We start from the raw sequence: 13899 nt of genomic DNA, 5'->3' as shown, positions 1-13899 counted from the left end.
AATACACGGAAACCGCAAAACTCCATCATGGACCCATCCCCTGGCTTGACCCTCGCGACACTCTTCGCCGATTTCGGCATGATTCTTTTTGCTCTGATCCTGGTTTTGCTCAACGGATTTTTCGTTGCGGCCGAATTTGCCATGGTCAAACTGCGCTCGACCCGGGTCGAGGCCATCGCTGATAAAAACGGCTGGCGCGGACACATCCTGCGCACCGTGCACAGTCAGCTCGATGCGTACCTCTCGGCGTGTCAGTTAGGTATCACCCTCGCCTCGCTGGGCCTGGGCTGGGTCGGTGAGCCGGCGTTCGCGCACATCCTTGAGCCATTGCTGGAAGCCGTCGGCGTGCAGTCGGCCGAAGTGATCAAAGGCGTGTCGTTCTTCGCTGCGTTCTTCGTCATCTCGTACCTGCACATCGTGGTCGGTGAACTGGCGCCCAAGTCGTGGGCGATCCGCAAACCCGAACTGCTGTCGCTCTGGACTGCCGTGCCGCTGTACCTGTTCTACTGGGCGATGTACCCGGCCATCTACCTGCTCAACGCCAGTGCCAACGCGATCCTGCGGATTGCCGGCCAAGGCGAACCCGGCCCCCATCACGAACACCATTACAGCCGTGAAGAACTGAAACTGATCCTGCACTCCAGCCGTGGCCAGGACCCGAGCGACCAAGGCATGCGTGTGTTGGCCTCGGCAGTGGAAATGGGCGAGCTGGAAGTGGTGGACTGGGCCAACTCCCGGGAAGACCTGGTGACGCTGGAGTTCAACGCGCCCCTCAAGCAAATCCTCGCGCTGTTCCGTCGCCATAAATTCAGCCGTTATCCGGTGTACGACAGTGAGCGCCAGGAGTTCGTCGGCCTGCTGCACATCAAGGATCTGTTGCTGGAACTGGCAGCCCTGGACCACATTCCCGAGTCGTTCAACCTGGCCGAGCTGACCCGTCCGCTGGAACGCATTTCGCGGCACATGCCGCTGTCGCAACTGCTGGAACAGTTCCGCAAGGGCGGCTCGCACTTCGCCGTGGTCGAAGAAGCCGACGGCAACATCATCGGCTACCTGACCATGGAAGACGTGCTGGAAGTGCTGGTCGGCGATATCCAGGACGAACACCGCAAGGCCGAGCGCGGGATCCTCGCGTATCAGCCGGGCAAGTTGTTGGTGCGGGGCGATACGCCGCTGTTCAAGGTCGAACGCCTGCTGGGCATCGACCTGGACCACATCGAGGCCGAAACCCTCGCCGGGCTGGTCTACGAAACCCTGAAACGGGTGCCGGAAGAGGAAGAAGTGCTGGAAGTCGAAGGTTTGCGGATCATCATCAAGAAGATGAAAGGGCCGAAGATTATTTTGGCCAAGGTGTTGATGCTCGATTGACTGCAATACCGGTGGTGAACGGGCTCTTGTGGCGAGGGAGCTTGCTCCCGCTGGGCTGCGAAGCGGCCCCAAACCCTGCAATCGCATTCATTCAGGCACACCGCTTTCGCCGGTTTACGACTGCTGCGCAGCCGAGCGGGAGCAAGCTCCCTCGCCACAATGAATCCCTGTCGACTTAGCTACTGTTTGCCCAACGCAAAATTGGGCAACGCCCCCACCGGTTGATTGAACTGGTACGGAATCGACACCAAGCCCAACCCGGTATTGCGCTGCACCACGAAGTGCAGGTGCGGCCCGCTGCTGTTGCCGGTGTTGCCCGACAGCGCCAGCGCACTGCCGACCGCCACCCGCAGGCCTTCGCGCACGCTCACCGAACCTTGCTTGAGGTGCAGGTAGACGCCCATGGTCCCGTCATCGTGCAACACCCGCACGAAATTGCCGGACGGATCATTGCCGCGGCCGCTCTGGCCATTCTCGGTTTTCACCACCATCCCCGCCCGCGCCGCGATGATCGGCGTGCCTTCGGGCATGGCGATGTCCATGGCAAAACGGTTCTTCGCGCCGAAGTGACTGTATTGGCCGTTGGCGCCCTGACTCAAGCGAAACGGACCACCGCGCCACGGAAAGGGATAACGATAGCTCTGAGCGGCGCCTGAAGGGTCGCCCATGGAGTATTGGAAGCTCGGGGTATACACCAGCGGCTTGCCACTGGTAATCGCCTTGAGCAGCGCCAGGCGCGAGTTGCTGCGCGCCGGCAAGACCCGGCGAATCGGCTGGCTCGGCGCACCCTTCACATTGCTCAACCCGGCAAAGCTCAGCTCCACCTCCACCGGCGCATACAGGTCGTTGCGCACAAACACCACGTCCACGCCTTTCTGCTTCTTGATGTCGAGGTATACCTGCCGCTCCAGGTGCTCGACCATCCGGTCCCGAAAAACGAACACCTGGGAGCCTTTCGTGGGGCGGTCGCTGTAGGAGACCACGCCATTGGCGTCGGTGGACTTGTAAATGGTCATGGCCACAGCCGAGGTGGAGGCCATGAAAAGACCACAGAAAAACAGCAGGCGCGCGAGCATGGGCAAGAGTCTGTCGAGTAAGGCCTGGGAGGAGCCTAGCAGCTGAGATGGACCCGCGTAGTCGGCAGATGTTTCAAATGATCGTCCCCACGCTCCGCGTGGGAACGATCAGATGTGCGGTGAATTTGATGGCCCCTTCGCGGGCAAGTCGGACCGTCAGGCGACGAAGATTACGCGCCCGGTACGAAATGCTTCTGCGCCGTACCACGGGCGATCAGGCGGGAGATGTAGTCGAGCTTCTGCGCATCCTTGTCCACAAACCGGAAGGTCAGTTGCAGCCATTCGCTGTCGGGCTTTTGCTCGTGGGCGACGATGGCGTGCAGGTAGCCGTTGAGGCGCGCGGTTTCAGCGTTGTCGCCCTGCTCCAGGTCGAGCACGGCGCTTTCGAGCACTTGCGGCAGGATGTCGGTGCGTTTGACCACCAACAGCGCTTCCTTGAGGCTCAAGGCCTTGATCACGCATTGCTGGGTGCCACTCGACAGGCGCAATTGGCCCTGACCACGACCACCGGTCGGTGCCGCCGAAGCAGCGCCAGGCGCCTTGACCGGCGGGCTGTTGAGCAAACCACGGGACGGCGCAGCGGCCGGCGCTGGCGCGGCAACAGCGACAGGCTTGGCGAACGGGTTGACAGGGGCGGCCGCTGGCGCGACCACGGCAGCCTTGCCACCGGTCAGTGCGCTCAGGGAATCGTTGCCGAATGCCGAGTTCATTTTGGTCGGGGCGCTGTTCATCAAGGTGTCGAGCTTGCCGACCTTGTTCAACGCCTGCTTGACCTTGGTCAGCAGTTGCTCGTTGGTGAACGGCTTGCTGACGTAACCGGAAACGCCGGCCTGAATCGCCTGGACCACGTTCTCTTTGTCGCCACGGCTGGTCACCATCACGAACGGCATGGTCTTGAGGTTGTCCTGCTCGCGGCACCAGGTCAGCAGTTCGAGGCCGGACATTTCCGGCATTTCCCAGTCACACAGAACCAGGTCGAACGCTTCGCGCGCCAGAATCGCCTGAGCCTTCTTGCCGTTGACCGCGTCTTCGATCCGGATACCCGGGAAGTAGTTGCGCAGGCACTTCTTCACCAGGTCACGAATGAACGACGCATCGTCCACGACCAACACACTGACCTTACTCATCCACAACCCCTTAAAAAAATCCCGGCAAGCATACCGCTTGGCTGATGGCACATTGCCTTAATTCTTCAGTCACGCCGGGACTTTTCGTTCGCGGGTGCTGCTTTCACATTCAAAAACCACAAACAAAAACGCCCGGCCAAAAGGCCGGGCGCTTTTCTCAGGCAATCTTACTTATCGTCAGCTTTGCCCGGAACATTAGCGGTTTCGCCACTTGTGCCTTCAACTTCTTCCTTCATGCGCTTGAGGCCAAGGTGCCGCACATCGGTGCCGCGCACCAGGTAAATCACCAGTTCGGAGATGTTGCGCGCGTGATCGCCGATGCGCTCCAGGGAACGCAGCACCCAAATGATGCTCAAGACCCGCGAGATAGAGCGCGGGTCTTCCATCATGTAGGTGGCCAGCTCACGCAGGGCGGTCTTGTATTCGCGGTCGATGATCTTGTCGTACTGCGCCACCGACAATGCCAGGTCGGCGTCGAAACGGGCAAACGCGTCCAGCGCATCGCGCACCATGTTGCGCACCTGGTCGCCGATGTGGCGCACCTCGACATAACCGCGCGGCGCTTCGCCTTCCTCGCACAACTGGATGGCACGGCGGGCGATCTTGGTCGCTTCGTCGCCGATGCGCTCCAGGTCGATCACCGATTTGGAGATGCTGATGATCAAACGCAAGTCGGACGCCGCCGGCTGACGGCGGGCGAGAATGCGCAGGCATTCTTCGTCGATGTTGCGTTCCATCTGGTTGATCTGGTCGTCGATCTCGCGCACTTGCTGGGCCAGGCCGGAATCGGCCTCGATCAGCGCGGTCACCGCGTCGTTGACCTGCTTTTCCACCAGCCCGCCCATGGCCAGGAGGTGGCTGCGCACTTCCTCGAGCTCGGCGTTGAACTGCGCGGAGATGTGATGGGTAAGGCCTTCTTTACTAATCATGTTGGCGTCCTTGGAGCGTCCGGTAAGGTGCGGTGGACCGCAGCGTCAGTTCAGTGAAACCACAGCTTCCTAGCCGTAGCGACCGGTGATGTAGTCTTCGGTCTGCTTCTTCGCCGGATTGGTGAACAGGGTGTCGGTGTCGCCGAATTCCACCAGTTTGCCCATGTACATGAACGCCGTGTAGTCGGAAACCCGCGCGGCCTGTTGCATGTTGTGGGTCACGATGACGATGGTGAATTTCGATTTCAGTTCGTAGATCAGTTCTTCGACTTTCAGCGTGGAGATCGGGTCGAGTGCCGAGCAAGGTTCGTCGAGCAGCAGCACTTCCGGCTCCACGGCGATGGTGCGGGCGATCACCAGACGTTGCTGCTGACCACCGGACAGGCCGAGTGCCGATTCATGCAGACGGTCTTTGACTTCGTCCCACAGCGCCGCGCCTTTCAGTGCCCACTCGACGGCTTCGTCGAGGATGCGCTTCTTGTTGATGCCTTGGATGCGCAGGCCGTAAACCACGTTTTCATAGATGGTTTTCGGGAACGGGTTCGGCTTCTGGAACACCATGCCCACGCGGCGACGCAGCTCGGCCACGTCTTCGCCTTTGCGGTAGATGTTGTTGCCGTAGAGGTTGATCGCGCCTTCTACGCGGCAGCCGTCCACCAGGTCGTTCATGCGGTTGAAGGTGCGCAGCAGCGTGGACTTGCCGCAGCCGGACGGGCCGATGAAGGCGGTCACGCGCTGTTTCGGGATGTTCATGCTGACGTCGTACAGCGCTTGTTTGTCGCCGTAGAACAGGCTCAGGCCCGGCACTTCGATGGCCACGGTTTCCTGCGCAAGGCTCAGGCTCTGTTTGTCGCGGCCCAGGGCAGACATGTTGATGCCGTGGGTATGTGTTTCGTGCTGCATGGGAGGCTCCCTGTGCTAACAAATTCGGTTCAGTGGGCTGCTGGCATTAAGGCCAGCAACCCATTCAATTTTTTGCGGCAGCTATCAGCTATCCAGCGCTTTGTATTTTTCGCGCAGGTGGTTGCGGATGTAGACGGCCGACAGGTTCAACGTCGCGATCACCAGCACCAGCAGCAGCGCCGTGGCGTACACCAGCGGTCGGGCGGCTTCTACGTTCGGGCTCTGGAAGCCGACGTCATAAATATGGAAGCCCAGGTGCATGATCTTCTGGTCCAGGTGCAAGTACGGGTAGTTGCCGTCCACCGGCAGCGACGGCGCCAGTTTCACCACACCCACCAGCATCAGCGGCGCCACTTCACCAGCGGCGCGGGCCACGGCGAGGATCATGCCGGTCATCATCGCCGGGCTGGCCATCGGCAGCACGATCTTCCACAAGGTTTCAGCCTTGGTCGCGCCGAGGGCCAGCGAGCCCTCACGCACGGTACGAGGAATCCGCGCCAGGCCTTCTTCAGTGGCCACGATCACCACCGGCACCGCCAGCAACGCCAGGGTCAACGAAGCCCAGAGCAGGCCCGGCGTGCCGAAGGTCGGCGCCGGCAGTGCTTCGGGGAAGAACAGCCGGTCGACCGAACCGCCGAGTACGTAGACGAAGAAGCCCAGGCCAAACACGCCGTAAACGATCGCCGGAACGCCCGCCAGGTTGTTCACGGCGATGCGGATAATCCGCGTCAACGCGTTCTGCTTGGCGTATTCACGCAGGTACACCGCCGCCAGCACGCCGAACGGGGTCACGATCATCGCCATGATCAGGGTCATCATCACCGTGCCGAAAATGGCCGGGAAGATCCCGCCTTCGGTGTTCGCTTCACGCGGGTCGTCGCTGAGGAATTCCCAGACCTTGCTGAAGTAGAAACCGACCTTGGTGAAATAACCCATGGCGTTCGGCTGGTAGGCATGAACCACTTTGCCGATGCCGATTTCGAGTTCTTTGCCGTTGGCGTCACGAGCGGTGAGGCTGTCACGGTTGAACTGGGCATGCAGATCGCTGAGGCGCGCTTCGATGTCCTGATAACGGGCGTTCAGTTCTGCCTTTTCTGCGTCCATGTCGGCTTGCGCGGTAGCGTCCAGTTTGCCGGCCAGTTCCAGCTTGCGACCGTGCAGACGGATGCGTTCCAGACCGGCGTTGATCGCGCCGATATCGGATTTTTCCAGGGTCTTGAGCTGTGCCGCGAGCTTGTTGACGCGGTCGACACGAGCCTGCAATTCCGGCCACGCCGCCTCGCCCTCGGCGATCACCTTGCCGTCCTGTTTGACGTTGACCAGATAACCGTAGAAGTTGCCCCACTCGCGACGCTCGATGGTCATCAACTCTGGCGGGGTCTTCTGGTTAGTCAGCCACTCACCGACGATCCAGGTGAAGTCGTTGCCGTTCAAATCACGGTTGCCGACCTTGATCAGCTCGCGGGTCATGAACTCCGGGCCCTGATCGGGCACCGGCAGGCCCGCGCTTTTCAGGCGTTCGCGGGGCACTTCTTCTTTCTGCACCACTTCGCCGATCACCAGGTGATTGGCCTGGCCCGGTACGTCGTAGCTGGCGTGGACCAGGTCCGCAGGCCAGAAGTGACCGAGGCCGCGCACGGCAATCACCGCCAGCAAGCCAATGGTCATGATGACCGCGATGGACACCGCGCCACCGCTGATCCAGACGCCGGGGGCGCCGCTCTTGAACCATCCTTTCAGGGAGTTCTGTTTCACAGACTTCTACCTTTCTTAAAGCGACGAGTATTTCTTGCGCAGACGCTGACGAATCAGTTCCGCGAGGGTGTTCATGACGAAGGTGAACAACAGCAGCACCAGCGCCGAGAGGAACAGCACGCGGTAGTGGCTGCCGCCGACTTCCGATTCGGGCATTTCCACCGCGACGTTGGCCGCCAGTGTGCGCAGGCCTTCGAACAGGTTCATTTCCATGACCGGTGTGTTACCGGTGGCCATCAACACGATCATGGTTTCACCGACCGCACGGCCCATGCCGATCATCAACGCCGAGAAAATGCCCGGGCTGGCGGTGAGGATCACCACGCGGGTCATGGTCTGCCACGGCGTGGCGCCGAGGGCCAGGGAACCGAGGGTCAGGCCGCGAGGCACACTGAACACGGCGTCTTCGGCGATGGAGTAGATGTTCGGGATCACCGCGAAGCCCATGGCCAGACCGACCACCAGAGCGTTGCGCTGGTCGTAGGTGATGCCTACGTCGTGCTGGATCCACATGCGCATGTCGCCGTCGAAGAACCAGTTTTCCATGTATGGGCTCATGTACAGCGAGAGCCAACCGACGAACAGGATCACCGGGATCAGGATCGCGCCTTCCCAGCCGTCCGGCACTTTCAGGCGGATCGATTCAGGCAGGCGGCTGAACACGAAACCGGCCACCAGGATGCCGATTGGCAGCAACATCAACAGGCTGAAGATGCCCGGCAAATGTCCTTCGACATAAGGCGCGAGGAACAGGCCGGCGAAGAAACCGAGGATCACCGTCGGCATCGCCTCCATCAACTCGATCACCGGTTTGACCTTGCGGCGCAGGCTCGGCGCCATGAAGTAGGCGGTGTAGATCGCGGCCGCGACGGCCAGTGGTGCGGCCAGCAGCATGGCGTAGAACGCGGCTTTCAGGGTACCGAAGGTCAGTGGCGACAGGCTCAGCTTGGGTTCGAAGTCGGTGTTGGCGGCGGTCGATTGCCAGACGTATTTAGGCTCGTCGTAGTTCTCGTACCAGACCTTGCTCCACAGCGCGCTCCACGACACTTCCGGGTGCGGGTTGTCGAGCAGCAGCGGTTGAATCTTGCCGCCCGCTTCAACGATCACACGGTTGGCCCGTGGCGACAGACCGAATACACCCTGGCCGTCGACCACCTGATCCACCAGCAAGGTGCGGTGCGCGGTGCTGTGAAACACGCCGAGCTTGCCGGAAGCGTCGAGGGCGATGAAGCCTTTGCGACGTTCTTCAGCAGTGATTTCAACGATCGGTGTGGTGCCCATCTGGAAGTTGCGGATCTGCTTCAGGCGCAGTTCACCATCCGGGTCGCGGGCCATGAACCACTGGGCCAGGCCACCCTTGGAGTCGCCCATGATCAGCGAGATACCGCCCACCAGTTGGGTGCTGGCAGTGATTTCGGCGTCACCGTTTTCGAGCAATTTGTAGCGACCATTTAGGCTCTTGTCGCGCAGGCTGAACACATCGGCCTGGGCGCGACCGTTGATCACATACAGCCACTGCTGGCGCGGGTCGACGAAGATGTTCTTCACCGGCTCGGTCATCTGCGGCAGATCGATGCGCTTTTGCTCGTTGGTGACTTCGCCGGTCATCATGTTTTCTTCGCTGGTCAGCGACAGCACATTGAGTTGCGAACCGGTGGAGCCGACCAGCATTAGCGTGGTGTCGGTGGCGTTGAGGCTGACATGTTCCAGGGCTCCGCCCGCCTCGTTCAGCGCAATCGGGGTTTCGCCGTACGGGAAATCGATGGCCGGCGAGATGGTTTTCTTGTTGTCCGGGTAGCTGACTTTGTAAGTGTGACGGAACACCAGCGCCTGGCCGTTGGACAGACCCACCGCTACCAGCGGATGACCTGGCTGGTCTTCGCCGATGGAGGTCACGGTGGTGCCGGCCGGGATCGGCAGATCGACGCGCCGCAGTTCGGCGCCACTGTCGATGTCAAAGAACAGCGCCTGGCCCTTGTCGGAAACCCGCATCGCGACCTGATTCTGTTCTTCCAGGGAGATCATCAGGGGCTTGCCGGCGTCTTGCATCCAGGCCGGCGTGATGGCGTCCTGAGCCTTGAGGCTGGCACCCTGGAACAGCGGAGCGACGACGTAGGCGAGGAAGAAGAAGATCAGCGTGATCGCGCCGAGGACGGCGAGGCCGCCGATGAGCACGTACCAGCGGGTCAGGCGATCCTTGAGCGCGCGGATGCGGCGCTTGCGTTGCAGCTCAGGCGTATTGAAGTCAATGCGCTTGGGGGGATTGGTAGTCATGGTGGAATTGGCCAGATCATTCATGCGCACACCCTAGCGATCCTGTATGACAGAAAGATGACAATGCAGTGACGCAACAAATCCGCCGCCAGCGGGTACTGGCAGAGGACCGGAAATTTGGGAGCCGGTATTGACCGGCATTTGTAGGATCGAGGCTTGCCCGCGAAGGGGTCGTTACATTCAATATCAATGTTGACTGACCCACCGCTTTCGCGAGCAAGCTTCGCTCCTACAGGTCCGGGTTTACCCCGGACCTAGGGTTTTACTTTTTTGCGACTTCAGAGCCGCCTTCCTGCAGACCCAGGTCAGCCAGTGCTTTTGCAGCAACCTTGGCCGGCAGTGGGATGTAGCCGTCTTTCACCACAACTTCCTGGCCCTGCTTGGACAGAACCAGTTTCACGAACTCGGCTTCCAGCGGGGCCAGAGGCTTGTTCGGGGCTTTGTTGACGTACACGTAGAGGAAACGCGACAGCGGGTATTTGCCGTTCAGTGCGTTTTCTTCGCTGTCTTCGATGAACTCAGTGCTGCCTTTCTTCGACAGGGCCACGGTTTTCACGCTAGCGGTCTTGTAGCCGATGCCCGAGTAACCGATGCCGTTCAGCGAGGAGCTGATCGACTGCACGACCGAAGCCGAACCGGGTTGTTCGTTGACGTTTGGCTTGTAGTCGCCTTTGCACAGGGCTTCTTCTTTGAAGTAGCCGTAAGTGCCGGATACCGAGTTACGACCGAACAGTTGAACCGGCTTGTTGGCCAGGTCACCGGTCACACCCAGGTCGCCCCAGGTTTTGACGTCGGCTTTAGCGCCGCACAGACGAGTGGACGAGAAGATCGCATCGACCTGTTCCATGGTCAGGTGCTGGATCGGGTTGTCCTTGTGCACGAACACCGCCAGGGCGTCCACGGCAACCGGGATTGCGGTTGGCTTGTAGCCGTACTTCTGCTCGAAGGCCGCCAGTTCGGTGTCCTTCATCTTGCGGCTCATCGGGCCCAGGTTAGAGGTGCCTTCAGTCAACGCAGGTGGCGCAGTGGCGGAGCCAGCGGCCTGAATCTGGATGTTTACGTTCGGGTATTCTTTTTTGTAATTCTCAGCCCACAGGGTCATGAGGTTGGCCAGGGTATCGGAGCCGACGCTGGACAGGTTGCCCGATACACCAGTGGTCTTGGTGTAGCTCGGGATCGCAGGGTCAACAGCGGCGAACGCGTTGGCAGTCGCAACGCCAGCAGCGACAAAAGTCATTGCCGCCATCAAACGCTTCAGTTTCATGCCTTACTCCTAGCAGATAGGGTGTGTTAAGTCGGGGCCAAGTATCAGCAGGCCGTGTGAACACTCTATGGCTGAAATATGACAATTGGATGAAAGGCCAGCATGTGGCGATAGATCGTTCCCACTCGGAGCGTGGGAACGATCAGTTGCTGGCTTAACGCCCTTTCTTCCAAAGATAAGCCCCTACCAGAATCCCGACCCCACAAATGATCGCCACATAATAAGCAGGCCCCATCGGGCTTTCCTTCAGCAGCAACGTCACCATCATCGGTGTCAGGCCGCCGAAGATGGCGTAGGCCAGGTTGTAGGAGAACGACAACCCGCTGAAGCGCACCACTGCAGGGAAGGCTTTAACCATCACGTACGGCACGGCGCCGATAGTGCCGACCAGCAGGCCAGTCACGGCGTACATCGGGAACAGCCAGTCCGGATGGTTGAACAGGCTGTGATAGAACGTCCACGAGCTGATCAGCAACGCGGCACTGCCGAACACGAACACCCGGCCGGCACCGAAGCGGTCGGCCAGCGCGCCGGACGCCACGCAACCCAGGCTCAGGAACACGATCGCCAGGCTGTTGGCCTGCAACGCGGTGGTCGGCGAGAAGTGGTAGACGGTCTGCAGCACGGTCGGGGTCATCAGGATGACGACGATGATGCCGGCGGACAGCAGCCAGGTCAGCAGCATGGAAATCAGGATCGCCCCGCGATGGTCACGCAGCACCGCTTGCAGCGGCACTTCTTCGGCCAGGGCTTTGCGCAGTTGCAGTTCGGCGAATACCGGGGTTTCGTGGAGCCAGCGGCGCAGGTAGACCGAGAACAGGCCGAACACACCGCCCAGCAGGAACGGGATCCGCCAGGCGTAATCCGCGACTTCCACCGAGGTGTAAATACTGTTGATCGCCGTGGCCACCAGCGAGCCCAGCAGGATACCGGCCGTCAGGCCGCAGGTCAGGGTGCCGCAGGCGTAGCCGATGTGCCGCTGCGGCACGTGTTCGGAAACGAAGACCCACGCGCCGGGCACTTCACCGCCAATCGCCGCGCCCTGGATTACGCGCATCAGCAGCAACAGGATCGGCGCCCACATGCCAATCTGCGCATAAGTTGGCAGCAGACCCATGATCAGCGTCGGCACGGCCATCATGAAAATGCTCAAGGTGAACATCTTCTTGCGACCCAGCAGGTCGCCGAAGTGCGCCATGACGATGCCGCCCAACGGCCGCGCCAGGTAGCCGGCGGCAAAGATCCCGAAGGTTTGCATCTGGCGCAACCAGTCGGGCATGTCGACCGGGAAGAACAACTTGCCGACCACCACCGCGAAAAATACGAAGATGATGAAGTCGTAGAACTCCAGCGCGCCGCCCAAGGCGGACAGCGACAAAGTCTTGTAATCGTTGCGGGTCAACGGACGTGCGGATTGCGTCGGCTGCGCAGTGCTCGAGGGCGCTGTGGTCATGGCAAGGGCTTCTCTTATAGTCGGATCTGCAACCCCAACAACGCTGGCGGAGGCTTGGGCAGGTCCGGCACGATAGCAAATTGTTCGAAAAAGCACATAGAGGTGCGTATTTGACGGTCGAAATGAGAACCGGACGGTCGTCTCGGAGTCTACCGACCGATATACTCGCGATCTTGCAACAGTTTGAAAGGGTTGCTGTGCGAAAACGCCTGCCAGGCTTCACAGGCGATTTCGCAGAGTTTCCCTTTAGGCGCCTTATGAAAAACGTGACGAACGTAGTATGTTCGGGGCTGAATCGTTTTTTCTGAGACGGCTATTCACCTTGAAGTACTAATGAAGAGTCACGGGTCAGAGGCACCCCCGGCATGATAGAGCTCGAACAAGAAGATCCGATCCCGCAAGGCGACCTGGCCCTGCAAATCACCGCGCTCCCGCGCGAAACCAACGGCTTTGGCGATATTTTCGGCGGCTGGCTGGTGGCGCAGATGGATTTGGCCGGCACCGCGATGGCCAGCAAAGTCGCCGGTGGCCGCGTGGCGACCGTGGCGATCGACCGCATGGCGTTCCTGGTCCCGGTGGCAGTCGGCGCGCAGCTCTCCTTCTATACCCAGGCGCTGGAAATCGGCCGCAGCTCGATCCAGATGATGGTCGAGGTCTGGAGCGACGACCCGCTGTCCAGCGAGTGGCGTAAAGTGACTGAAGCGGTGTTCGTGTTCGTCGCCATCGACGGCAGCGGCCGCACCCGTTCGGTTCCGCCCCGCGCGCGTTAAACACGGCGCGGGTTTTGCGGTCCATTGCAGTCATTGATCCTGATTGAGAGTTGTCCCCATGAGCACGCCCAACGTTGAAGCCGTCAAACTGGATGAACTGAACTGCTGGCGCATCCGCCACGGTCAGGCCGAACTGCTGGTGGCCCAGCAAGGCGCGCACATCCTCAGTTATCAATTGGCCGGGCAACCGCCGCTGATCTGGCTCAACGACGAGGCGGTGTTCAAGACCGGCAAAAGCATCCGCGCCGGCGTGCCGGTGTGCTGGCCGTGGTTCGGCAACTTTGATCGCAACCCGCCGAGCGTCAAGGCCATGCGCGTCAGCAACGAACCGGCTGGCGCCCACGGTTTTGTCCGGGCGACGGATTGGGAGCTGGGTGGCATCGAAACCGAGGGTGAAAGCCTGAAGGTGGAATTTGTCCTGCCCTACCCCGAAGGTGGCTTCCCGGGTTGGCCGCATCAGGTGGATTTGAAGCTGAGCATTCGCCTTGATGAGCAGTTGCACATCAGCCTGACCAGCCACAACCGCGGCGCTGAAACCGTGTCGATCAGCCAGGCGTTGCACAGTTATTTCGCCGTCAGCGATGTGCGCAACGTGCAGGTCGAAGGGCTGGATGGCTTGAGTTACATCGATACGACCAAGGACTGGAGCACGGCCACTCAGGCCGGCGATCTGGACTTTACCGGCGAGACAGACCGTATCTACCTGAATACCCCGGCGAAGCTGAGCATCGTCGACCCGGCCTGGGAGCGGCGCATCGAGCTGACCAGCAGTGGTTCGCGCACGGCGGTGATCTGGAACCCGTGGATTGATCGCGCAGCGGCGTTCAGCGACATGGCCGACGATGGCTGGCAGCGCATGTTGTGCATCGAGACGGCGAATGTGATGGATGACGTGGTGAACCTGGCGGCGGGTGCCAGTCATACCCTGGGCGTCAGCATCGGCAGCACAGCGCTTTAAAAGCTTCGCGGGCAAGCCTCGC

11 protein-coding genes are annotated in these 13899 nt (G+C 60.6%); 3 read left to right on the top strand and 8 right to left on the bottom strand.

Features of this window, described 5'->3' with window-relative positions; genetic code table 11:
* The first annotated feature begins 27 nt into the window (after window positions 1-27).
* Window positions 28-1368, top strand: coding sequence for a hemolysin family protein (locus tag HKK53_RS21110; RefSeq protein ID WP_169372434.1), 1341 nt, complete (start codon window positions 28-30; stop codon window positions 1366-1368).
* 179 nt (window positions 1369-1547) lie between these two features.
* Here HKK53_RS21110 and HKK53_RS21105 read toward each other — a convergent pair whose 3' ends face one another.
* The 8 genes from HKK53_RS21105 to HKK53_RS21070 all read right to left on the bottom strand — a co-directional run bounded on the left by HKK53_RS21105 (window position 1548) and on the right by HKK53_RS21070 (window position 12149).
* Entirely contained in the window at window positions 1548-2444 is an 897-nt protein-coding gene (locus HKK53_RS21105) for a peptidoglycan DD-metalloendopeptidase family protein (RefSeq protein ID WP_169372433.1), read from the bottom strand.
* A gap of 170 nt (window positions 2445-2614) precedes the next feature.
* A complete protein-coding gene (locus HKK53_RS21100) occupies window positions 2615-3571 on the bottom strand; it encodes a response regulator (RefSeq protein WP_169372432.1) in 957 nt (318 codons plus the stop codon).
* Between the two features lie 167 nt (window positions 3572-3738).
* Window positions 3739-4500 (bottom strand): phosphate signaling complex protein PhoU, encoded by a 762-nt coding sequence (gene phoU / locus HKK53_RS21095; RefSeq protein ID WP_008150055.1) that lies wholly within the window; start codon window positions 4498-4500, stop codon window positions 3739-3741.
* A gap of 69 nt (window positions 4501-4569) precedes the next feature.
* Window positions 4570-5403 carry a phosphate ABC transporter ATP-binding protein PstB gene (gene pstB / locus HKK53_RS21090; RefSeq protein WP_133835332.1) on the bottom strand — a complete coding sequence of 278 codons (834 nt, stop codon included), beginning with the start codon at window positions 5401-5403 and terminating at the stop codon, window positions 4570-4572.
* Window positions 5404-5487: 84 nt separating this feature from the next.
* Window positions 5488-7158, bottom strand: a complete 1671-nt coding sequence (pstA, locus tag HKK53_RS21085) for a phosphate ABC transporter permease PstA (protein WP_169372431.1) — start codon at window positions 7156-7158, stop codon at window positions 5488-5490.
* 15 nt (window positions 7159-7173) lie between these two features.
* Window positions 7174-9207 carry an ABC transporter permease subunit gene (locus tag HKK53_RS21080; RefSeq protein WP_178117494.1) on the bottom strand — a complete coding sequence of 678 codons (2034 nt, stop codon included), beginning with the start codon at window positions 9205-9207 and terminating at the stop codon, window positions 7174-7176.
* A 487-nt stretch (window positions 9208-9694) separates the two neighbouring features.
* Window positions 9695-10696 carry a phosphate ABC transporter substrate-binding protein PstS gene (locus HKK53_RS21075; protein WP_169372429.1) on the bottom strand — a complete coding sequence of 334 codons (1002 nt, stop codon included), beginning with the start codon at window positions 10694-10696 and terminating at the stop codon, window positions 9695-9697.
* Between the two features lie 154 nt (window positions 10697-10850).
* Window positions 10851-12149, bottom strand: coding sequence for an MFS transporter (locus HKK53_RS21070; protein WP_169372428.1), 1299 nt, complete (start codon window positions 12147-12149; stop codon window positions 10851-10853).
* A 365-nt stretch (window positions 12150-12514) separates the two neighbouring features.
* On the opposite strand from HKK53_RS21070, the gene HKK53_RS21065 reads away from it, so the two are divergent.
* A complete protein-coding gene (locus HKK53_RS21065) occupies window positions 12515-12919 on the top strand; it encodes an acyl-CoA thioesterase (protein WP_007896491.1) in 405 nt (134 codons plus the stop codon).
* 58 nt (window positions 12920-12977) lie between these two features.
* Entirely contained in the window at window positions 12978-13877 is a 900-nt protein-coding gene (locus HKK53_RS21060) for a D-hexose-6-phosphate mutarotase (protein WP_169372427.1), read from the top strand.
* The last annotated feature ends 22 nt before the right edge of the window (window positions 13878-13899 follow it).

This window comes from Pseudomonas sp. ADAK7, from assembly GCF_012935675.1.
GTDB lineage: Bacteria > Pseudomonadota > Gammaproteobacteria > Pseudomonadales > Pseudomonadaceae > Aquipseudomonas.
The sequence above is the reverse complement of the archived record's forward strand: the minus strand, read 5'-3'. Positions and strand labels throughout refer to the sequence as shown.